This window comes from Achromobacter sp. MUI-25009338, assembly GCF_057359325.1.
In genome coordinates, this window is sequence record NZ_CM170627.1 from 297,196 (window position 1) to 318,586 (window position 21,391).

A 21,391-nucleotide genomic window follows, 5' to 3' on the forward strand; every position below is an offset into this window, starting at 1 on the left:
AGAGGAGGACGCGATGAGACAGGTCTGGCGCAACTGCCACGCGGCGACGATGGCGGACGGCAGCTATTGCGCGATCGAGCGCGCCGCCATCGTGACCCGCGGCGAACGCATCGAATGGATCGGCCCCGAGGCCGCGCTGCCGCCGGCCGAAGGCGCCGCGGTCCACGATCTGCGCGGCGCCTGGGTCACGCCCGGGCTGATCGACTGCCATACGCATCTGGTGTTCGGCGGCGACCGCAGTCGCGAATTCGAGCAGCGCCTGCAGGGCGTGGACTACGCCAGCATCGCCGCGCAGGGCGGCGGCATCGCCAGCACCGTGCGCGCCACGCGCGCGGCCAGCGAGGACGAACTGTATGCCGGCGCGCGCCGGCGCGCGCTGCAGCTGCTGCGCGACGGCGTGACCACGCTGGAAATCAAATCGGGATACGGGCTGGACCTGCCCAACGAGCGCAAGATGCTCAGGGTCGCGCGGCGCCTGGGGCAGGCCCTGCCGCTCACCGTGCGCGCGACGCTGCTGGCCGCGCATGCGCTGCCGCCCGAATACGCCGGGCGCGCCGACGATTACATCGACGAGGTGTCGCGCCGCATGCTGCCGGCGCTGGCGGCCGAAGGGCTGGCCGACGCGGTGGACGCGTTCTGCGAGCACCTGGCTTTTTCGCCGGCGCAGGTCGAACGGGTGTTCCGGGCCGCGCGCGACCTTGGCCTGCCGGTCAAGCTGCATGCCGAGCAGCTGTCGTCGCTGCATGGCGCCGCACTGGCGGCGCGCTATGGCGCGTTGTCGGCCGACCATCTGGAATACCTGACCGAGAGCGACGTGCTGGCGATGGCGCAGGCCGGCACCGTGGCGGTGCTGCTGCCCGGCGCGTTCTATGCGCTGCGCGAAACGCAGGCGCCGCCGGTCGATCTGCTGCGCCGCCACGGCGTACCCATCGCGATCTCCAGCGACCTGAACCCCGGCACCTCGCCCGCGCTGTCGCTGCGGCTGATGCTGAGCATGGCCTGCACCCTGTTCCGCCTGACGCCCGAGGAGGCGCTGGCCGGCGCCACCGTGCACGCCGCCAGGGCGCTGGGCCTGCAGGACACGCATGGCGCGCTCCAGGCCGGCAAGATGGCGGACTTCGTCGCCTGGGAGGTGTCGCATCCGGCCGAGCTGGCCTACTGGATCGGCGGCGACCTGCCCAAGCGCATCGTCCGCCACGCCCGCGAGGTGGACGTGGCTCAGGCCGCCAGCGCGGCGTAGGCCTGGCCGGCGGCCGGGACCTGCACGGGCAGCCGGAACGCGCTTACCGCGCTTTGCAGGCGTTGCGCCTGGGCCTCCAGCGAGGCTGCGGCGGCGGCCGCCTGTTCGACCAGCGCCGCGTTCTGCTGCGTCACGTGGTCCATCTGCGTCAGCGCCGTGTTCACCTGGCCGATGCCGGCCGCCTGTTCATGCGAGGCGCCGGCGATGTCGCTGACCAGCACGGTCAGGCGTTCGATGGTCCGCAGGATGTCTTCCATCGTGCGGCCCGCCGTTTCCACCTGGGCCGAGCCGGCCTGCACCGTGGCGCCGGAGGCGTCGAGCAGCTGCTTGATTTCCTTGGCCGCGCCCGCGCTGCGCTGCGCCAGCGAGCGGACTTCGGCCGCGACCACCGCGAAGCCCTTGCCCTCCGCGCCCGCGCGCGCCGCCTCCACCGCCGCGTTCAGCGCCAGGATGTTGGTCTGGAACGCGATGCCGTCGATGACGCCGACGATGTCCTCGATGCGCCCGGCGTCCTGGGAGATCTCGCGCATGGTCGCCACCGCCTGCCGCACCGCCTCCGCGCCGCGCCCGACCACCTCGCTGGCCTCGGCGGCCATGCGGTTGGCCTGCTGCGCGTTGTCGGCGTTGCTGGTGACGGTGGACAGCAGCTGCTCCATGCTGGCGGCGGTCTGCTCCAGCGAGGCCGCCTGCTGTTCGGTGCGGCTGGACAGGTGCTGGTTGCCGGCGGCGATTTCGCTGGAGCCCGTATTGATTTCGACCACGCCGTCGCGCACCGCGCGCACGGTGCGCGCCAGGCTGTCCTGCATGTCGCGGATGTACGGAATGATCTGGCCCACGCAATTGCCGCCGAACAGCGGTATGGGGGCGGTCAGGTCGCCGTCGGCGATGCGGCGGAAGTGCGCCCGGATGTCTTCCAGCGGCCGCTTGACGAAGGCCACCACATAACGGTCGCCGAGCACGAGCAGCAGCAGACAGACGCCCAGCACCGCGCCCATGCCGGTATAGGCCATCTGGCGCCTGGCCGCGGCTTCCTGCAGCAGTTGCGCCTCGTGCTCCCTGGCGTAGGCGCCATAGGTTTCGATGCTCTCGGCATAGGCCCGGCTGGCCGCGGCCACGTCGCCGTCGGCCTGGCGGCGGGCCTGCGCGACGTCGCCGGCGGCCAGCTGCTGGCGTTGCGCGGCGAGGGCGCGGCCGACCACGGCTTCGTAGCCGGCTTGCAGCGCGGTCAGCAGGGCGGCGGGCGTGTCTGTCCTGGCCTGTTCCATGAACGCCGCCTGCTGCCTGCCGGCTTCGCCGAGCGCGGCGTCGACCAGGCGCGCGTCTTCGTCGGCGTGGGCGGACCCGCCTTCGCCCAGGTCCTGCAGCTGATGGGCCAGGCCCAGCCGCGCGGCCGCGATGCGGTCGTTGATGCGGGACAGCGCCGTGACTTCCTGCAGGAGCGCGTTGCTGGCGCCCAGCGCCTGTCCGGCGTGGCGCAGTCCGTTGATGCTGATGGCCGACAGGCCGGCGAGCAGGACGCTGATCGCGAGCAGGGCGCTCAGGATCATGCGGCGGATCGTGATATCTCTCAGAAACCTTTTCATGTGTCGTTCCCAGGTACGGCAAGGAGGCTGCTGACCCGGCAACGGCAAGGCGTCATCAGATATTTAGGCGCTGTTTCATAATTTACGTATGTGTCGATTTAATGCGCAAATAGCAGCAAGATCGCGAAACATTATTGCGAGTTAGCGTGTTTTGGCGCGGATTCGGCATCGAGGTCCGGCGCGCTGAACCGCAGCCGCGAGAAGCTGGCGATGCTGGCCAGCGCGGCGCACAAGGCGCCCAGCCAGAGCGCGATGACCGCGCCCCGCGCGCCCGAGATATTGAAACAGGCCGCCACCAGCGCCGCGCCCGAGGCCTGGCCCAGCAGGCGCACGGTGCCGATCATGCCGCTGGCGCCGCCGGCCCGCGACGCCGGCGCCGACATCATGATGGCGCGCAGGTTGGGCGACTGGAAGAAGCCGAATCCGGCGCCGCACAAGGCCATGCGCCAGGCGATGTCCCACACTGGCGGGTCGGGCGGCATCAGGGCCAGCAGCGCCAGGCCCGGCGCCATCAGCGCCAGCCCCACGCCGCCCAGCACGCCGGCGGGATAGCGGTCGGACAGCCGCCCCGCGATGGGCGCCATCAGGGCCACCACCACCGGCCAGGGCGTGATCAGGAAACCCGTCTCCACCTGGGTGTAGCCCAGCGTGGTCTGCAGCAGGAAGGGCAGGGACACGAAGGCCAGCGCCTGGGCCGCGAAGGCGCAGACGGCGGTGGCGGCCGACAGCGCGAACAGCGGCCGGCGCAGCAGGTCCACGGCCAGGATGGGGGCGGGGTGGCCCGCCTGCCGCCACATCAGCAGGGCCAGGCTGGCGGCCGAGACGCCCCATTCCAGCGCTACCCGCGCGGGCGCTGCGCCTTGCGCCAGTTCATTGACGCCCAGCACGAACAGGCCGAGCGTCAGCGCGCACAAGAGCGCGGCCAGGCCGTCGAAGCCGTGGCGCGCGCGGGTGGTGCCCGGCAGGCCGCGCAGGCCCAGCACCGTGCACAGGATGCCGACGGGCACGCTGATCAGGAACAGCCAGTGCCAGGAGCCCAGCAGCAGGATGGCCGAGGCCACCGTGGGGCCGGCCGCGAAGGACAGGCCCACCACCATGGCGTTCAGGCCCAGGCCGCGGCCCAGCAGGTGCGAGGGATAGATGAAGCGCAGCAGCGCGCCATTGACGCTCATCACGCCGGCCGCGCCCAGGCCCTGCAGCACGCGCGAGGCCACCAGGGCCGGCAGCGACGGCGCCAGCCCGCTGGTCAGCGCGGTCAGCGTGTAGACCGCCAGGCCCACCATGAAGACGCGGCGGTGGCCCAGGATCTCGCCCAGCGCCGCGGCGGGCAGCAGGCCCGCCACCATGGCCAGCTGATAGCCGCTGACCACCCAGATGGAGGCCGCGTCGCTGGCGCCCAGGTCGCGGGCGATGGTGGGCAGCGCGGTGTTGGAGATGACGGTGTCCAGGCTGGTCATGCACAGCGCCAGCATGACGGCCAGCAGCGCGCCCAGGCGCTCCGAGGCAGGCAGGCCGACGCCGGCGGGATAGACGGTGTTGCGAGAGAAGGTGAGCATGTGCCGGCTACAGGGATTCGGGGTCGCGGCGCAGCGAGAAGCCCTGCGCCTCGTTCATGGCCAGATAGCTGATGCTGCGCGACACCACCGGCGGCTTGTCGCCGGCGTGCAGCGCGCGCACCTTGTCCAGCACCATCTTGTCGGCCAGCGTCATGCGGTCGGTCATGCGCAGGTACTGCATCCAGCTTTCCACCAGGAACGCCTCGCGCCAGACGCCGTCGCGCTCCAGGTCGCGAAACAGCTGCCATTGCTGCGCGCCGTTGCGCAGCCGCATGAGGCGCAAGGGGCGCGCGGCCTGGATCAGCTCCGACAGCCGCTCGCGCGGGATCTGGTATTCAACCGTGACCAGCACGGCGCCGTGCTGGGTGTTGAAGCCGGCCGCGGCCAGCGCCGGCTCGGTATTGTCGGCGCGCACCAGCGTCTGGGCGTCGACCTGCTCGGGCAGGCGCGACCGGTACAGCAGCGCCACGGTGATGCCCAGCATGATGCCGGCGGCCGCCAGCGCGCCCGAGACGCCCATGGTCTCGGCGAAGTGGCCCCACATGAACGAGCCCGCAGCCAGCCCGCCGAAGATGGCCGTCTGGTACAGCGCCAGCGCGCGCGCCTTGACCCAGTCGGGCACCAGCATCTGCACGGTGGTGTTGTAGGTGGCCAGCACGCCGATCCAGCAGCTGCCCGACAGCAGCAGGGCCGGAAACGCGATCCACAGCGTATCGGCCAGCCCCAGCGCCAGCAGGCAGGCGGCCAGCAGCCCGGCGGCGACGCTGACCAGGCCGCTGGCGCCCCAGGCCGCCTGGATGCGCCGCACCACGGCGCTGCCGAGAATGGCGCCCAGCCCCAGCGCGCCCAGCATGTAGCCGTACAGCAGCGCGCTGCCGCCCTCGTGTTCGTGCGCCAGCAGCGGCAGCAGCGCCCACAGCGCGCTGGCCGACAGGCCGAACGCGAACGAGCGCAGCATCACCACCCGGGTCACGGTGGAGTGCTGGGTATAGCGCAGCGCCGCCACCACGCCTTCGAAGATGCCCTCGGGCGGCAGCCGGCGTTCGGGCAGGTCGCGCTTCCAGCGCCAGATCGCCCAGATCAGCCCGCCGAAACAGAAGCAGTTCAGCAGGAACACCCAGGGCGCGCCCAGCGCGCCCAGCAGCAGCCCGCCCACGGCGGGTCCGACCGCGCGCGCCACGTTGAAGTTGACGCTGTTGAGCAGCACGGCGCTGCCGACGTGGGCGCGCGGCACCTGTTCGCCCACGGCGGCCTGCCAGGCCGGGGTGATGATGGCGCTGCCGATGGCGATGCAGAAGACCGACGCGATCAGGGTGATGGGATGCAGCAGCCCGGCGAAGGCCAGCACGGTGATGAACACGCCGCCGGCCAGCTCCAGCAGCATGCCGGCCAGCATGACCTTGCGCCGGTCGTAGTTGTCGGCCAGCACGCCGGTCACGATGGACAGCGCCACCAGCGGAAAGGCGGCGGCCACCTGGATCATCGCCACCATCAGCGGGCTGCTCTGCTCGGTGGTGATGATCCAGGCCGCGGCGACGGACTGCGCCCAGGTGCCCAGGTTGGCGAAGAGGTTGGCGATCCAGATGATGCGGAACGCCGGAAAGGCGAAGGGGGAAAGCGTGCTGACTTTCAGTACGGGCGCGGGCGGCGCGTCAGCGGGCAGATCGTTCGTGGCTGAAACGGGTTGCAGCATGGGAATGGGGGCGGGGCGCCTTCAGGGCGCCCCGGCGAGCGGTCCGGGTCGGGTAATGGTACGCCGAAGCGGATGGCAGGTGGGCCGGCCCGCCCGTCCCTCAAGGTTTGGCCGCCGCGGGCGGATAAGCCTGGTTCAGGTACTCCACGATCAACGGCACCTGGTCGGGCGGTATCGGGGCGCCGTAGGTGCCCACCATCTTCTTGACCTCGGCCTCCCAGAAGCCCAGCGGCATGGGCGGCTGCGAGGACACGTAGTCCACGGAATGGCACATCAGGCACAGCGACGCGGCCTGGGCGCCGGCGCCGGTGCCGGGATGCAGCTTGGCGGTTTCCTGGGGCAGCTTGATTTCCAGGGCCTGGGCGGCAGGGGCCAGGCAGGCGGCGGCCAGCGCAAGCGCCGGCGCGCAACGACGGAATTGGCGGATCATGGCGGGCTCCTCAGGCGGCGGTGACGCGTACGGTTTCGACCACGTTGCGCATGTAGCCGGCCGGGTTCCACAGCGCCTCCAGCGGCTGCGTGTCGCCGGCCATGTTGGTGGCGCGCACCTTCAGCTCGTAGTCGCCGGCGGCCTCGGGCGTGAAGTCGGCATGCCATTCGCGGAACGAATAGCGGCCCAGGTCCTTGCCCAGCGTGGCGGCGCGCCAGGTCTTGCCGCCGTCGGACGAGAACTGCACCTCGCGGATGCCTTTGCCGCCGTCGAAGGCGATGCCGCGCACCTGCACGCGCTTGCCGCGGGCGACGCGCGCGCCTTCGGACAGGCTGGTGATGAAGCTGCGCACGTTGTAGCGGCCGATGGGACGCGTTTTCTCCGGCGCCTTGCCCGGCGGCGTGCAGGCGCAATCGTTGTCGGGAATGCGGTAGGCCTTCTGCATCCAGAAGCCGTCGAACTCTTTGTCCAGCACCTTGATGTCGGCCAGGTGCTTGATCCAGTAGGTGCCGTAATACCCCGGCACCACCAGCCGCACCGGGTAGCCGTTGAGCATGGGCAGGTCGGCGCCGTTCATGGAGTAGGCCAGCATGACCTCGCCGTCCATCGCATGGGCGGTGTCCAGCGCCTTCACGAATTCCGGCGTGCCGGGCAGCACCGGGCGGTCCATGCCCTCGAACGTGACCTGGCGCGCTTCGGCGCGGATGCCGGCTTTTTCGAGCACGCGCTTGAGCGGGATGCCCAGCCAGCGGGCGTTGCCCATGGCGCCGTTGCCCGACTGCCCGCCGCCGACCCGCGGCGAGAAAAAGCCGCGGCTGTTGCCCGAGCACTGGGTCACGGCCACCAGCTCCACCGGCTTGCCGAAGTACTGCTTCAGGTCGGACAGCGACAGCTCCAGCGGCTTGTCCACCAGCCCGCTGACCTTGATGCGGTAGGTGTTCAGGTCGATCGTGGTCGGGATGTTGCCCAGGTGGTAGCGCACGAAGAACGCATCGTTGGGCGTGAGGAGGTTCTCGTCGAAGACGGAGAACGGCGTTTCCAGTTGCGGCGGACGCGAGGTCTGGCGGATCAAGGGGCGCTTTTGCGGGTAGGCGATCAAATCGCGCTCGCCGTTGGCGAAGGGCAGCGTGACGGTGGCGGGCGCCGCCAGGCTGGTCAGCGTATGGCCGGCCAGCGTGCTGCTGGCGCCCAAAGTACAGGCCTGGCGCAGAAAGCGCCGGCGCGCATTCGGATCGAATGTGCTCATCTTCTGGTCTCCTCTTTCTTATTGGACGCCCTGCGCGGCGGCGTACAGGGATGAGACTACGCCCGGCGGGCTGACAAGTGCGTTAATTGTTGCATCGCCCGTTTCAAAATCCGGGATTTCCGCTCGGACGGCCCGCCAAACAAAAAGCCCCCAGCAAGGGGGCTCTGTGCGTGGGCTGCGGGAAGACGGATCAGCCGGCCTGGCAGACCGTCGCGTCGCCGCGGGCGGAACCGTCGCGCCGGCTTGCGGTTTCGCGCAGCGGCTGCAGGCGGGCGTTGCGAAACGGCGCGAAGCATTCGGCCCAGGACGAGGGCAACAGGGGCGTGGCATGGCGCACGGCGTCGCGGCGGGCGTAGTGGCTCAGCAGCTGCTGGCCGATGGGGGCGTCTCCCAGAGGATGGCGGGTGTTCATGGTATTTCCGTATTGCATTGAAAGTGTATTCAGTGTACCAGCATCGACCCCGATGCGCCAGCCCCGCCAAGCGTCCAAGTGCTTGATTTAAATAAGACTGTCCCTGTTTATCCCTGATGGACCTCGGGATTGCCCTAGGCCCTCAAAATAGTAGACGGTATACAATGTTCATCATGCCCAGGCCAGACCGGCCTGGAATCCTCCCTACTGGACCTTGGAGCGCGCCATGGCTGAACTGATGAACCGAGATGAATTCCGCACCGCGTTGGAAAACGCGATCAAGGGCAAGAGCGCCAACGCCTCGCCGTTTTCTATCGCCTGGGCCGAGGGCAAGCTCAGCCGCCAGCATCTGCAGCGCTGGGCCGAGAACCACTACCACTACGTGGGGCCGTTCGCCGACTACCTGGGCTATCTGTACGCGCGCACGCCGGACTCGTACACCGAGGCCAAGGACTTCCTGCTGGCCAATATGTATGAAGAGGAAATCGGCGGGGACCGCCACACGGACCTGCTGATCCGTTTCGCCGAAGCCTGCGGCACCACCCGCGAGCGCGTGGTCGACCCCGACAACATGTCGCCCACCACCCGCGCGCTGCAAAGCTGGTGCTACGCCGTGGCCATGCGCGAAGACCCCATCGTGGCGGTGGCCGGGCTGGTGGTCGGCCTCGAATCGCAGGTGCCCTCCATCTACCGCAAGCAGACGCCGACGCTGCGCGAGAAATACGGCTTCACCGACGAGGAAGTGGAGTTCTTCGACCTGCACATCGTGTCCGACGAAATCCACGGCGAGCGCGGCTACCAGATCGTGCTGGAGCACGCCAACACGGTGGAGCTGCAGCAGCGCTGCCTGAAGATCTGCGAGATCGGCGCGCAGATGCGGCTGCTCTACACCACGGCGCTCTACACGGACTACGTGCAGAACGACATCGCCCTGCCCGAACTGGGCCTGGCCGCCTGAGACAGCAACGCAGGCCGTCCGGCTTCGCGCCGGACGGCGAGAGAAGAGCGCAGGGGATCAGAGCACCATGCCTACAGTCGTGTTTCATAAAGGCGGCCAGACCTACACCGAGGTGGTGAAGGAAAACACCAACCTGGTGGTGCGGGCCGGCATCAAGCAGTTTCCGTATCCGCATCTGCGCTACGAATGCGGCATGGGCAAGTGCGCCAAGTGCGCCTGCCGCGTGCTGGCCGGGGCCGAGCAGCTGCCGCCGGTGAACTGGAAGGAAAAAAAGCAGCTCGGCGAGCGCGTCGAGCAGGGCTACCGGCTGGCCTGCCAGCTCTGGCTCAACAGCGACATCGAGCTGACCCAGGACGTGGAGGCGTAGCGGCGATGGAACCGGCATATGTCATCCTGACCTCCAAGCCCGGCGTGTTCCGCACCGAGGCCGGCGAGGACGTGGAGATCATCGAAACCTACGACTACCGGTTCTACGGCCGCGCGCTGGCCGAGTACCGCATCGCGCGGCTGCGCGGCGAGACCCGGCTGACCGTGACCGAAGAGACCCCGCCGTACGTGGTCAACCGCGTGCCTTCCAAGTTCCTCGAAAAATTTGCGTCGGTGGAAGCGGCGCGCAAGGAGCTGTCGCACCTCACGCGCTTCGGCAGCATGCAATCGACCCTGACGCTGCGCAGCGGCGCCGTCCCTGCGGAGCAATGACACCCATGGTCCAGATCACATTCATTTCCAATGGCGGCAAGGTCGCCACGGCGCCCGAGAACAGCAACCTGCTGCGGGTGTCGCTCAAGGAAAAAGGCGGCATCCCGTTCAAGTGCGGGGGCGGGCTGTGCGGCACCTGTAAGTGCCGGATCGAAGAGGGCCTGGAAAATACCGACGCCATCAAGCCCAAGGAGCGCAAGCACCTGCGGCCGGAGGATTTCGAGGCCGGCTACCGCATGGCCTGCCAGACCTTCGTCAACGGCGACATCAAGGTGTCCTGGGTGATCCAGAACGGCAAGGGCGTGGTGGTGGGCGCGCCCGCCGACCCGGTGCAGGCGCAGGCCTGAACGAACCCCCGAGGCCCGGCCTACGCCACCGAGGCGTGCTGGGCCTGCTGCGCTTCGGTGTAGGCGCGGGCGGCGTTGTGCACGTGCTGGCTGGCCAGCAGGGCGGCCAGGTCGCCGTTGCCGGCGATGACGGCGTTCAGGATCTGCGAGTGCTCGTCCCAGTTCTGCTTGGCGCGCAGCATGTTGCTGGGCGCGAACAGCAGCGCCGTGCGGTCGCGCAGCGAGCGCATCAGGTCGGTCAGCACCACGTTGCCGCCGATGGTGGCCAGCATTTCGTGGAACTGCGAATTCAGCGCCAGGAACTTGTCCAGCTGCTCGCTGCGCGCGGCCTCGGTGCCTTCGCGCAGAAAGGCCTGCAGGCGCTCGACGGTTTTTTCGTCGCGGCGCTGGGCCGCCAGCTTGGCGTTCAGCCCTTCCAGCGTGGCGCGCACTTCCACCATGTCGTAGGCGACGGCGTCGGACAGCACCGACACGGACGCGCCGCGGCGCGGTTCGATGGTGACCAGGCCTTCGGCGGCCAGCGCGCGCAGCGCCTCGCGCACCGGGATGCGCGAAACGCCCATTTCCTCGGACAGGCGTCCTTCGACCAGGCGGTCGCCCGGCGTGAATTCGCCGCTCAGGATGCGTTCGCGCAGTTTGTCGCGGATGACGGCGAACAATTGCGGGTGCTGCTCGCCGATCTTCAGCGAAGCGGAATGCTGCGTGGCGGGAGTAGTGGTCATGGCGAGCAGGTTTTGCGTAATGGATACAGTCTCCATTGTATTACCGGACGTGACGGGCGACAGGCCCTCAGCCGCCCCAGAAGGCCTTTACCAGCACCCCCAGCGCGCCGATGGCGCACACCGCCAGCAGCACGCCGCGCACCGCGCGCGGCGGCAGCCGGTTACGCAGCCGGTTGGAGACCGCAAACCCGGCCAGCAGAAACGGCGCCAGGCTGAGCGCCAGCCCGGCGTGGTAACCCGTATAGCGCTTGGCCAGCGCCAGCATGGCCAGCGAAAACAGCGATCCCAGGAACAGCACCATGCCCAGCGTGGCGCGCAGGCGCGGCGGCGCCGCGTGCTGCATGACGATGGCCAGCGGCGGCGCGCCGACCGAGGTCATGGTGCCCATCAGCCCCGAGGCGACGCCCGCGCCGGAGACGCGCCGCGGGGTCGCGCTGAAGCGCAGGCCGGCCGCGCTGAGCGCCACGGCGGCCAGGATCAGCACGGCGAACAGCACCCCCAGCGCCTGCGGGGCGAAGCGCGTCATGGCGTAGACGGCGATCAGCGTGCCCACCGCCCGCCCGGCCAGGGCATAGGAAACCGAGGGCCAGTCGATGGCCGCGCGTTCGCGCAGCGCGGTCAGCAGCGAGATGAAGCCGCCCAGGGTCAGCAGCGGACCGGGGGCGAGCTGGGGGAAGAACATGGCCGCCACGGGGGCGGCGAACATGGCGAAGCCCACGCCGCCCACGCCCTGCGCGATCGCGGCGCCGAATACGACGACGGCCATGGTGGCGTACTGCAGAAGGTCGGGATAGGGCAGGGAGGGGCTCATGCCGGGGATGGGGTATTTATGTATACGATAGTCTATCTGTGATTCGGCGGAATTTTCCGTCCAGGGCGTAAATCCAGGGTAATCCCTTGGTTTTTGCTTGATATTCAACGATTTTTAAGAATTATCGCTTTTCCCAGGTCCTACATATTTTGATTGATATAGATCAAGGCGAAATATAGTATACCGTTGCTGCTCAACCGACAGTCATGCATACAAGGGGAAAAGCAATGCAACCGGACGTCGCGCTCAATGCCGCTCATTGGATGTACCTATTCAGCGTGGCCGCCATCATCCTGACGATGATCCTGCGGGCCAATGTGGTGGTGCCCTCGGTCATCGGTACTTTTCTGGTCGTGCTCGCCATCACCGGCAGCCCGGTCAGCGCACTGATAGGCATCTTCTCGGCCAGCTTCGTGGCCGCCAAGGAGCTGTTCAATATTTTCCTGGTGATCACCTTCATGACGGCGCTGCTCAACGCGCTCAAGACGCTGCAGGCCGACGTGCGCATGGTGCAGCCGTTCCGGCGCGTGATGCGGGGCGGGCATTCCTCCTTCCTCATCATCGCGCTCTGTACTTATGTGATCTCGCTGTTCTTCTGGCCCACGCCCGCGGTGCCGCTGGTCTCGGCCATCCTGCTGCCGGCGGCCATCGCCGCCGGCCTGCCGCCGCTGGCCGGCGCCATGGCCATCGCCATCGCCGGGCAGGGCATGGCCCTGTCGTCGGACTACGTGATCGGGGTGGCGCCCAGCATCAGCGCCAAGGCCGCCGGCGCGGCGGTCAGCGCCGCCGTGGTGGCCGACCGCGCGCTGGTGCTGTCGCTGATCACCGGCGCGGTGGCGCTGACCGCCGCCTATCTGCTGGTGCGCAAGCACATCGTTCCCGCCGACGCCGCGCTGCTGACGGCCTGGCAGGCGCGCGCGCAGGACGGCAGCCTGGCGGAGATCGAGCACTCGGGCTCGTTCGACAAGGCAGAGCTGGCGCGCGGCACCATGGGCGCCGACCCGGCCCTGCCGCGCGGACCGGCCCTTAGCGACGAAGAGCGCCGCCGGGTGCGCTGGTCCAAGACCTTCGCGGTGGTCACGCCGCTGGCGTTCCTGGGCGTGATCGCCGTGATGGTGCTGCCGCGCCTGTTTCCGTCCTTGCCGGCGCTGCGCGGCGGCGATGCGGCGGCCCTGGTGGGCGGGGTGGCCGTGGTCGTGATGATGCTGGTCACGCTGGCGGCCGAAGGCCCGCGCCGGATGCTGGACGTCTGTCCGGAGCACGTCACCGACGGCTTCGTGTTCGCCTTCAAGGCCATGGGCTCGGTGCTGCCGATCGCGGGGTTCTTCTTCGTGGGCGCCAACGAGACCGCCGCGCAGATCCTGGGCGTGCCCCAGGCCCAGGCGCCGGGGCTGCTGTTCGAGGTGATTTCCGCCGGCCAGCACCTGATTCCGGAAAACCATTTCCTGGTGGCCTTCGGCGTGCTGCTGGTGGGCATGATCACCGGCATCGACGGCTCGGGCTTCGCCGGCCTGCCGCTGACCGGCACGCTGTCCGGCGCCCTGGGCCCGGTGGTGGGGGTGGACCCCGCCACGCTGGCCGCGGTGGGGCAGATGGGCGCGGTCTGGACCGGGGGCGGCACGCTGATCGCCTGGTCGTCGCTGATCGCGGTGGCGGGCTTCGCGCGGGTCAATGTGCTGTCGCTGGTGCGCGCGCTGCTGTTGCCGGTGTTGCTGGCGCTGTTCACTTCGACGATCTGCGCGGTGCTGATCTGGCGCTGATCCGCGGGGCGACCAGGGGTTTTCACGTATCGCCCCATATAGATTAAAGTATACAATGTTCAGAAAGCCGACCCGCCGCCGCCCGGCGGCTCCCCGGCACAGTCTTGAGGAAGCGCTCCCGTGGATGATCTCTCGCAGCAAACTTTCCTGAACCACATCGGCGGCAACTGGACGCCTAGCGCCAGCGGCAAGACGGCGCCCAACATCAATCCGGCGGACACCGGCGACGTGGTGGGCCGCTTCCAGGTCTCGGACGCGGCCGACGCGCGCCGGGCCGTGGAGGCGGCGCAGGCCGCGTTCGCCGGCTGGCGCGATACGCCGATCTCCAAGCGCGCCGCGATCCTGACCAAGGCGGCCCAGCTGCTGGAAGAACGCGCCGCCGACATCGCCCGCGAACTGACGCGGGAAGAGGGCAAAAGCCTGTCCCTGGCCAAGGACGAGGTCCTGCGTTCGGCGCAGACCATCCGCTTCTACGCCGTGGAAGGCCAGTCCTACACCGGCGAAACCTATCCCAACGACGATCCGGACATGGTCGTCTACAGCCAGCGCGAGCCGCTGGGCGTGGTCACGGTGATCTCGCCGTGGAATTTCCCGATCTCGATTCCGGCCCGCAAGATCGCCCCGGCGCTGATCGCCGGCAACACGGTGGTGTTCAAGCCTTCGTCGGACGCGCCGCTGTCCGGCTACCGGCTGGCCGAGGCCCTGATCGACGCCGGGCTGCCGGCCGGCGCGCTGAATTTCCTGACCGGTCCGGCCGCCGCCGTGGGCGAGGCCATCATCGCCGCGCCCGAAGTCCGCGCGATTTCGTTCACCGGCTCGACCGCCGCGGGCGAGCAGATCCATCGCATGGCCGGCCTGACCACGCGCACCCAGATGGAACTGGGCGGCAAGAATCCGCTGATCGTGCTGGCCGACGCCGACCTGGACCGGGCCGTGGAACTGGCGGTCAAGGGCGGTTTTTCGCTCAGCGGCCAGGCCTGCACCGGCACCAGCCGGGTGCTGGTGGACAAGCGCGTGCGCCAGGAATTCACCGAGCGCCTGCTGGCCCGGATGAAGGCGCTGACCATCGGCAACGGCATGGACGGCAATTTCGACCTGGGCCCGCTGGCCACCTCCAGGCAGCTCGACAACGTGCTGGGCTACGTGGCGCTGGGCAAGCAGGAGGCCACCCACCTGTACGGCGGCGAGCGCCTGACCGGCGAGGGCTTCGACCGCGGCTATTTCGTGTCGCCGGCGCTGTTCACCGGGGTCACGCAGCAGATGCGCATCGCGCGCGAGGAAATCTTCGGCCCGGTGATCGCGCTGATCGAAGTCGACGGCTATGAAGACGCCATCGCCAAGGCCAACGACACCGAATACGGCCTGGCCGCGGCCATCGCCACCACCGACGCCCGCTACGCGCACCGCTTCGCCCGCGACATCCAGGCCGGCACCGTGAAGATCAACCGGACCACCACCGGCAACCTGATCAACGCGCCGTTCGGCGGGCTCAAGCATTCCAGCACCTCGACCTTCCGCGAATCGGGACGCGCGGGGCTGGAGTTCTACACGCAGATCAAGACCGTCTATCGCGCCGGCTGAGGCCGCGCTCCCTTTCCCCATACGCAACCGGAAAAAAGGATATCGCCATGAAGCAGGTCTATCGCCTGGAACTGGAAGAAGCGCGCGTCATGGTGCGCGCCGCCATCGCCAAATCGGAAGAGATCGGCGTGCTGGAAACCATCTGCATCGTCGACGACGGCGGCTATCCCATCGCGCTGGAGCGCATGGACGGCGCCCGCATCACCGGCCCGCAGATCGCCTGGAACAAGGCCTTCACCGCCGCCGGCCACAAGCGCTCCACGCACCTTTTCAATACGCCGCCCAACGGTCCGGCGCTGCCCGGCAACGAGGCCTTCGGCATCCAGTGGAGCTTCGACGGCAAGTTCGCGGTGTTCGTCGGCGGCTTTCCCATCGTGGTGGATAACGAGGTGATCGGCGGGGTCGGCCTGAGCGGCGGCAACGGCGAGCAGGACACCAAGGCCGGCGTGGCCGCGCTGGCGGCGCTGGCCGCGCTGCTGGAGCCGCGCGGCATGAAAGTGCTGGTCGAGGCGGACATCAAGAAATAGTCGGGGCCGGCCATGGCATATCGCGTGCACATCCTGGAAACGGACGAGGCGTTCCACGTCGAAGAGGGCGAATCGGTGCTGCAGGCCGCCGAGCGCTCGGCGGTCAAGCTGCCGCACGAATGCACGTTCGGCGGCTGCGGCACCTGCCGCATCCGGCTCGAGTCCGGCTCGGTCTCATACGACGAATTTCCGATGGCGCTGACGCCCGAAGAGGCGGCCGAGGGCTATGCCCTGGCCTGCCAGGCGCGGCCGCTGGGCGACCTGTGCATCAGCGTGCCCGCCAGCCGGCAGTCGTTTCCCGAGCCGCGCCGCCTGCCGGCCACCATCCACCGCCTGGAACGCTACTGCGACGACGTCATCCACCTGACGCTGGCGCTGCCGGAAGACGGGCTGGAGTACGTGCCGGGGCAGTACATGAACGTGCTGCTGCCCGACGGCGAGACGCGCAGCTTCTCCATGGCTTCCGCGCCCTCGGGCAACCTGGTCGATTTCCACGTGCGCCGCATTCCGGGCGGGCGCTACACCGACCATTGGCTGGGCCAGGCGCAGGCCGGCGCCCGCGTCGAGATCGAGGCGCCGCTGGGCGTGTTCAGCTATCACGAGGAAGACTGGCGGCCGCTCATCATGATGGCCACCGGCACCGGCATCGCGCCGATCAAGGCCATCCTGGAGTCGCTGCTGGACAACCCCGACTGCCCGCCCGTCACGCTGTACTGGGGCATGCGCACCGAGGCCGATCTCTATCTGCGCGAGCAGATCGAAAGCTGGGCCGCGCGCCTGTACGAGTTCAATTTCGTGCCGGTGCTCTCGCGCGCCGGGGCCGGCTGGCAGGGACGGCGCGGCCACGTACAGGAGGCCGTCGTGGAGGACCATGACGACCTGTCGGAACACGCGATCTATCTGTGCGGCGCGCCGGAAATGATCCAGCAGGCCAAGCAGCTGCTGGCCACGCGCGGCGCCAGCCTCGATCATATGTATGCCGACAGCTTCACCTTCCAGCACGCCTTGGCGGCGGCGGGATAAACGCTACCGATACACCAGCACCGGCAGCCGCGTATGCGCCAGCACGCGCTGGGTTTCGCTGCCCAGCAGAAAGCCGGTCATTCCGTGGCGGCCGTGCGAACCCATGATGATGAGGTCGCAGCCCTGGCTTTGCGCGGTCTCGACGATCGCCTGGTGCGGGTGGTCGTTGACCGTGACGATGGCGTTGCAGGGCACCAGCGCGTGGCGGGCTTCGGTTTCCAGCCCGTCCAGATAGGCCTGCGCGTTCTTGCGCGCCTGGTCGGTGTGCTGGTTCTGCGTGGTGCCCAGCATCTCGGCCTGGTAGATCAGCAGATGGTCTTCCGGGATGGAGCGGATGAGCGTGATCGTGGCTCCCATTTCCTTGGCGAAAACAAGAGCGCGCTTGAATGCCGATTCGGACAGCAGCGAGCCGTCCACGGCGATGAGCAAGTGCTTGTACATGTTGCCTCTCCTTCAGGAAAGGGACTGAACAGCCGCGCAACCAGTATAGGCGCGCCGGGGACGGGCGGCCAGTCCCGCCTAAGGACGAGGCGGCGGACTTCCCCTGCGCCGCGGTTGAGCATATATTGTCAGCGCGATATCCGGCAGTTCCCTCCTGGCTTGTGGCGTCATGCTTTGCGATTCACGGAGAACGGAAAATGCGTCGATTGCAACGATGGTTCATCGGCTGGCTGTGCATGGGACTGGCGGCCTGCCTGCCCGCCGTGGCGCAGACCAAGCTGGACAACGCGCAACTGGACCAGCTCATGGCGCCGGTCGCGCTGTACCCGGATTCGCTGCTGTCCCAGATACTCATGGGCGCCACCTATCCCGACGACGTGGCGGCGGCCGCCAAATGGTCGGCCGCGCACACTTCCGAATCCGGCGACCAGGCCGTCAAGGCGGTCGAGGGCGAGGCCTGGGACCCCAGCGTCAAATCGCTGGTGGCGTTTCCCTCGGTCATGGACATGATGGGCCGGCAGCCGCAATGGGTGAAATCCGTGGGCGACGCCTTCCTGGCGCAGCCGGACGCGGTCATGGATTCCGTCCAGCGCCTGCGCGTGCAGGCCCAGAAGGCCGGCAACCTCAAGAGCACGCCGCAGCAGAAGGTCACTTCCAGCACCACCAATGACAAGACGGTGGTGGTGATCGAGCCGGCCGACCCGCAGGTGGTCTACGTGCCCAGCTACAACCCCAGCGTGGTCTACGGCACCTGGGCCTATCCCTCCTATCCTCCCTACTACTATCCGCCGCCGCCGGGGTCGGTGTTCGCCACCTCGCTGGTGGCCGGGCTCAGCTTCGGCCTGGGCGTGGCCGCCGTCAACTCGATGTGGGGCGGCTTCGACTGGGGCCACAACGACGTCGATATCGACATCAACCGCTACAACAACATCAACGTCAACCAGCGCATCGACCGCAGCAACTTCAACAACAACAGGGCCACCTGGCAGCACAATCCGGCCAACCGCGGCAGCGCGCCGTACGCCGACGCCGCCAGCCGCCAGCGCTTCGACGGCCAGCGCCAGGCCGGCCTGCAGAACCGCCCGCAGGCGCGCCAGGGCCAGGCTGCCCGGACGCCGGCGCCCGGTTCGCGCGACGCCGCCCGCGAGCGCGCGGCGCAGTCCTTCGAAGGCCGCACCGGCCAGCCCATCGCCGGGCACGCCCAGCCGGGCGGCGCGCGCGCCCAGGGCGGCGGCAGCCGCGGGGCGGGGCACCAGGCCGCGCCGGCCCAGCACAACCGGGCCTCCAGCGTGTCCACGCAGGACCGGCAGGCCGCCGCGCAGCGCCAGCGCGCCGACGAGTCCGCGGCGCGCAACCGCAGCCGCGCCTCCAATAGCGCCAATGCGCTTAGCGACGCCGGCAACGGCGAACGCATGCGCCAGCAAAGCCATCGCGGCGAGATGAGCCACGGCGGCGCAGGCATCCAGCGCGGCGGCGGGCATATGGGCGGCGGCGGCCACATGGGCGGCGGACGCGGCGGTGGCGGACATTTCGGCGGCCGGAGGTAAGCACCATGCAGAAAAACGCTTTCCCGACTTTCTTTTCCCTGCGCGCGCTGGGCGCGCTCGCGCTGGCGCTGGGCCTGGCGGCCCCGGCCGCGGCCCAGAGCCTGTATCCCAGCCCGCAGGCGGCCGCCGATGCCTTCGTCGACGCCATCGCCACCGGCGACCTCGACGGCCTGGCCAAGGTGCTGGGCCCGAACCACCGGCGCATCGTGCCCGGCGGCGTGGCGCAGGAGGACATCTACCGCTTCCTGGCGGCCTGGTCGCGCAAGCACGAAATCGTCGCCGACGGCGGCCGTTCCTGGCTGGCGGTGGGCGATTCGGGCTGGACCCTGCCGGTGCCCATGGTGCGCGCCGGCAGCGGCTGGCGCTTCGACGCGGCGGCCGGCACGGCCGAGATCCGGCGCCGCGCCATCGGCCGCAACGAACTGGCCGCCATAGACACCCTGCGCCAGCTGCAGGCCGCCCAGGTCCGCTACCGCGACGGCGTCGGCCAGGGGCGCTACGCCGGCCGGCTGGTCAGCCGCGCCGGCGAGCGCGACGGGCTGTACTGGCCCGAACTGCCCGGCTCGCCGCCGCAGGCCTACGGACCGGACGCGCTGGCCATGGGGCCGGACGTGCCGCCGGAGGACGCCTATTACGGCTACCGTTACAAGGTGATTCCGGGCGCACGCGCCGACTCCTACCGCATCGTGGCCTGGCCCGCCCGGTACGGGCAGACCGGCATCGATTCCTTCGTCGTCGGGCCGGAGGGGGGCGTGCTGGAGGCCGACCTGGGGCCGTCGTCGGCGGCGCGCGCGGCGGCGCTGCGCGAACGCGATATCGAGGCCGGCAACTGGGTTTCCGCCGACGCGCAACCCGTTGGCGCCAAATGACTTTATCGGTCTGAGGGGGAGCCGGCGGCCGGCTTGTTGCCGGACCGCAACAGGCGTGTGCGTTTGTGGCGAAACGGCGGGCTGATATGCATTTGTCAGGCCGCCGTGCCTACAATGGCGAGCAGTCGCGAGACTGACCGATTTCCCTTTGCCGGATCCAGAAATTGAACCCCATGCATTTTGTCCGCTACGCCCTGGTGGGCGTGGGGATGGCGCTTAGCGCCGCGGCGGCTTCCGCCCCGATCTTCGTCCTGAATTCTCTGGACGCCAACGTCAGCATCATCGATCCGGCCACCTACAAGGAATTGCGGCGCGTGCCCACGGGCAAGGAGCCGCACCACCTGTACCTGACGCCGGACGAAAAATCGCTCATGGTGGCCAACGCCACCGGCGACACCATCACGCTGATGGACCCGCGCACCGGCGACGTGCAGCGCACGCTGACCGGCATCGTCGATCCCTACCAGCTGCAGTTCTCGCCGGACATGAAGTGGTTCGTGACGGCGGCCAACCGCCTGGACCACATCGACATCTATGCCTGGAAGCCGCTGGAGCAGGGCTTCGACCTGACGCTGGTCAAGCGCATCCCGGCGGGCAAGACGCCCAGCCACATCATGATCGACAGGAACAGCACGACGGCCTACGTCACGCTGCAGGACAGCGACCAGCTCATCGCCATCGACCTGGCCACGCAGACGCCGAAGTGGACGGTGCCGGTCGGCAAGACGCCGGCCGACGTGTTCCTGACGCCCGACCAGAAGACGCTGCTGGTCGCGCTGACCGGCGATTCCTACGTGGAAGCCTACGACGTCAGTAACGGCCCGGCCAGGCTGGTGACGCGCATCAAGACCGCGGCCGGCGCGCACGCCTTCCGCGCGCAGGGCGACCAGCGCCACCTGTTCGTCAGCAACCGCACGGCCAATTCCATCAGCCGCATCGACATGCAGACGCTGACGGTCACCGACACCTTCGCGGTGCCGGGCGGCCCCGACTGCATGGACGTCTTGGCCGACGGCAAGACGCTGTTGGTGACCTCGCGCTGGGCGCGCAAGCTTACCGTGGTGGACCTGGAGCAGAAGAAGGTTTCCAGCCAGGTGCCGGTGGGCAAGTCGCCGCATGGCGTCTGGACGCTCAACCATGCGCCTACGCGCTGACGCTTGCCGGGCGCGCCTGGCGGCCGCCGCCGCGCTGGCGCTGGCCGTGTCGAACGCCGGCGCCGCGGGGCCGGCCGCCTGCGACAAGCCCGTCTACCTGACCTTCGACACCGGCCACATGGGCGTGGCCCCGCTGGTGGCGGAGGTGCTGGCGCGCCACCAGGTCAAGGTCACGTTCTTTCTGGCCAACGAACGCACGCTGACCGGCGGCGCCAGCCTGGACGAAGTCTGGGCGCCCTGGTGGAAGGCGCGCGCCGCCGAAGGCCATGCCTTCGGCTCGCACACCTACGACCACGTCTACTGGCAGGGCGACCTGCCGGGCGGGCGCTTCCGCGTCAAGCCCAGCGCCGGCCCGGACGCCGGCAAGCGCGCCGAATGGACGTCGGCGCAATATTGCGCCGAGATCAAGCGTTCGGCCGCGCGCTTTCGCGAAATGACCGGGCAGGACATGCTGCCCCTGTATCGCGCGCCGGGCGGCAAGACCTCGCCGGCGCTGCTGCAGGCCGCGCGCGCCTGCGGCTACGAACAGGTGGGCTGGGCGCCCGCCGGCTTCCTGGGCGACGAACTGCCCAGCGACAAATATCCCAACGCCCGCCTGCTGGATCAGGCGCTGCGCAACATCAAGCCGGGCGACATCCTGCTGGCCCACCTGGGCATCTGGTCGCGCCAGGACCCGTGGGCGCCGGCCGTGCTGGAGCCGCTGATTGAAGGTTTGCAGCGCAAGGGCTATTGTTTCGCCACCCTGAACACGCATCCGGCCTATAGCGGCTGGATCGCCACGCATCATTGATC

Annotated in this window: 22 protein-coding genes; 13 read left to right on the forward strand and 9 right to left on the reverse strand. The window is 69.0% G+C overall.

Features of this window, described 5'->3' with window-relative positions; all coding sequences use genetic code 11:
- Positions 1-13 precede the first annotated feature (13 nt).
- Complete coding sequence (gene hutI / locus AC1IQ6_RS01380) at positions 14-1,240, forward strand: imidazolonepropionase (protein WP_485865695.1); 1,227 nt, start codon at positions 14-16, stop codon at positions 1,238-1,240.
- Here the strand turns inward: hutI and AC1IQ6_RS01385 are convergent.
- The 6 genes from AC1IQ6_RS01385 to AC1IQ6_RS01410 form a co-directional block, all read right to left on the reverse strand.
- Entirely contained in the window at positions 1,219-2,823 is a 1,605-nt protein-coding gene (locus AC1IQ6_RS01385) for a methyl-accepting chemotaxis protein (RefSeq protein WP_485865696.1), read from the reverse strand. The genes hutI and AC1IQ6_RS01385 overlap by 22 nt on opposite strands.
- A 131-nt stretch (positions 2,824-2,954) precedes the next feature.
- The gene (locus AC1IQ6_RS01390) at positions 2,955-4,379 is read right to left on the reverse strand and encodes an MFS transporter (protein ID WP_102773155.1); all 1,425 of its coding nucleotides are present in this window, start codon (positions 4,377-4,379) and stop codon (positions 2,955-2,957) included.
- 7 nt (positions 4,380-4,386) lie between these two features.
- Complete coding sequence (locus AC1IQ6_RS01395; RefSeq protein ID WP_102773156.1) at positions 4,387-6,072, reverse strand: MFS transporter; 1,686 nt, start codon at positions 6,070-6,072, stop codon at positions 4,387-4,389.
- A gap of 100 nt (positions 6,073-6,172) precedes the next feature.
- Positions 6,173-6,502 (reverse strand): SorB family sulfite dehydrogenase c-type cytochrome subunit, encoded by a 330-nt coding sequence (sorB, locus tag AC1IQ6_RS01400; protein WP_102773157.1) that lies wholly within the window; start codon positions 6,500-6,502, stop codon positions 6,173-6,175.
- A gap of 10 nt (positions 6,503-6,512) precedes the next feature.
- A complete protein-coding gene (sorA, locus tag AC1IQ6_RS01405; RefSeq protein WP_485865697.1) occupies positions 6,513-7,748 on the reverse strand; it encodes a SorA family sulfite dehydrogenase catalytic subunit in 1,236 nt (411 codons plus the stop codon).
- 190 nt (positions 7,749-7,938) lie between these two features.
- Positions 7,939-8,160 carry a hypothetical protein gene (locus AC1IQ6_RS01410; RefSeq protein WP_102773159.1) on the reverse strand — a complete coding sequence of 74 codons (222 nt, stop codon included), beginning with the start codon at positions 8,158-8,160 and terminating at the stop codon, positions 7,939-7,941.
- Positions 8,161-8,386: 226 nt separating this feature from the next.
- On the opposite strand from AC1IQ6_RS01410, the gene AC1IQ6_RS01415 reads away from it, so the two are divergent.
- The 4 genes from AC1IQ6_RS01415 (at position 8,387) to AC1IQ6_RS01430 (ending at position 10,164) form a co-directional block, all read left to right on the forward strand.
- Positions 8,387-9,118, forward strand: coding sequence for an iron-containing redox enzyme family protein (locus AC1IQ6_RS01415; protein ID WP_102773160.1), 732 nt, complete (start codon positions 8,387-8,389; stop codon positions 9,116-9,118).
- Between the two features lie 67 nt (positions 9,119-9,185).
- Positions 9,186-9,485: a 2Fe-2S iron-sulfur cluster-binding protein gene (locus AC1IQ6_RS01420; RefSeq protein ID WP_102773161.1), complete on the forward strand. Its 300-nt coding sequence runs from the start codon at positions 9,186-9,188 to the stop codon at positions 9,483-9,485.
- Positions 9,486-9,490: 5 nt separating this feature from the next.
- The gene (locus tag AC1IQ6_RS01425) at positions 9,491-9,817 is read left to right on the forward strand and encodes a ferredoxin (RefSeq protein ID WP_111826126.1); all 327 of its coding nucleotides are present in this window, start codon (positions 9,491-9,493) and stop codon (positions 9,815-9,817) included.
- Complete coding sequence (locus tag AC1IQ6_RS01430; RefSeq protein ID WP_485865698.1) at positions 9,814-10,164, forward strand: 2Fe-2S iron-sulfur cluster-binding protein; 351 nt, start codon at positions 9,814-9,816, stop codon at positions 10,162-10,164. Before AC1IQ6_RS01425 ends, AC1IQ6_RS01430 begins: the two co-directional genes overlap by 4 nt.
- 20 nt (positions 10,165-10,184) lie before the next feature.
- On the opposite strand, the gene AC1IQ6_RS01435 is transcribed toward AC1IQ6_RS01430, so the two are convergent.
- Together AC1IQ6_RS01435 and AC1IQ6_RS01440 are read right to left on the reverse strand one after the other, a co-directional pair.
- Entirely contained in the window at positions 10,185-10,886 is a 702-nt protein-coding gene (locus tag AC1IQ6_RS01435; protein ID WP_102773164.1) for a GntR family transcriptional regulator, read from the reverse strand.
- A gap of 67 nt (positions 10,887-10,953) precedes the next feature.
- Positions 10,954-11,697: a sulfite exporter TauE/SafE family protein gene (locus tag AC1IQ6_RS01440; RefSeq protein ID WP_102773165.1), complete on the reverse strand. Its 744-nt coding sequence runs from the start codon at positions 11,695-11,697 to the stop codon at positions 10,954-10,956.
- Between the two features lie 227 nt (positions 11,698-11,924).
- Between AC1IQ6_RS01440 and AC1IQ6_RS01445 the strand changes: the two genes are divergently transcribed.
- From AC1IQ6_RS01445 to AC1IQ6_RS01460, 4 genes are all read left to right on the forward strand, one after another.
- On the forward strand, positions 11,925-13,457 hold the full coding sequence (locus tag AC1IQ6_RS01445; RefSeq protein WP_102773166.1) for a hypothetical protein: 1,533 nt from the start codon (positions 11,925-11,927) through the stop codon (positions 13,455-13,457).
- 120 nt (positions 13,458-13,577) lie between these two features.
- Positions 13,578-15,038 (forward strand): aldehyde dehydrogenase family protein, encoded by a 1,461-nt coding sequence (locus tag AC1IQ6_RS01450; RefSeq protein ID WP_485865699.1) that lies wholly within the window; start codon positions 13,578-13,580, stop codon positions 15,036-15,038.
- A 47-nt stretch (positions 15,039-15,085) separates the two neighbouring features.
- Complete coding sequence (locus AC1IQ6_RS01455; protein ID WP_102773168.1) at positions 15,086-15,565, forward strand: GlcG/HbpS family heme-binding protein; 480 nt, start codon at positions 15,086-15,088, stop codon at positions 15,563-15,565.
- A gap of 12 nt (positions 15,566-15,577) precedes the next feature.
- Entirely contained in the window at positions 15,578-16,588 is a 1,011-nt protein-coding gene (locus AC1IQ6_RS01460) for a 2Fe-2S iron-sulfur cluster-binding protein (protein ID WP_485865700.1), read from the forward strand.
- A gap of 3 nt (positions 16,589-16,591) precedes the next feature.
- On the opposite strand, the gene AC1IQ6_RS01465 is transcribed toward AC1IQ6_RS01460, so the two are convergent.
- Positions 16,592-17,029, reverse strand: a complete 438-nt coding sequence (locus AC1IQ6_RS01465; RefSeq protein WP_102773170.1) for a universal stress protein — start codon at positions 17,027-17,029, stop codon at positions 16,592-16,594.
- 197 nt (positions 17,030-17,226) lie between these two features.
- On the opposite strand from AC1IQ6_RS01465, the gene AC1IQ6_RS01470 reads away from it, so the two are divergent.
- The 4 genes from AC1IQ6_RS01470 to AC1IQ6_RS01485 all read left to right on the forward strand — a co-directional run bounded on the left by AC1IQ6_RS01470 (position 17,227) and on the right by AC1IQ6_RS01485 (position 21,389).
- Positions 17,227-18,576 (forward strand): DUF3300 domain-containing protein, encoded by a 1,350-nt coding sequence (locus AC1IQ6_RS01470; RefSeq protein ID WP_485865701.1) that lies wholly within the window; start codon positions 17,227-17,229, stop codon positions 18,574-18,576.
- Positions 18,577-18,581: 5 nt separating this feature from the next.
- The gene (locus AC1IQ6_RS01475; protein WP_485865702.1) at positions 18,582-19,445 is read left to right on the forward strand and encodes a DUF2950 family protein; all 864 of its coding nucleotides are present in this window, start codon (positions 18,582-18,584) and stop codon (positions 19,443-19,445) included.
- A 173-nt stretch (positions 19,446-19,618) separates the two neighbouring features.
- Entirely contained in the window at positions 19,619-20,599 is a 981-nt protein-coding gene (locus AC1IQ6_RS01480) for a YVTN family beta-propeller repeat protein (RefSeq protein ID WP_168202196.1), read from the forward strand.
- The gene (locus AC1IQ6_RS01485) at positions 20,583-21,389 is read left to right on the forward strand and encodes a polysaccharide deacetylase family protein (RefSeq protein WP_485865703.1); all 807 of its coding nucleotides are present in this window, start codon (positions 20,583-20,585) and stop codon (positions 21,387-21,389) included. The genes AC1IQ6_RS01480 and AC1IQ6_RS01485 overlap by 17 nt, the downstream gene beginning before the upstream one ends.
- The last annotated feature ends 2 nt before the right edge of the window (positions 21,390-21,391 follow it).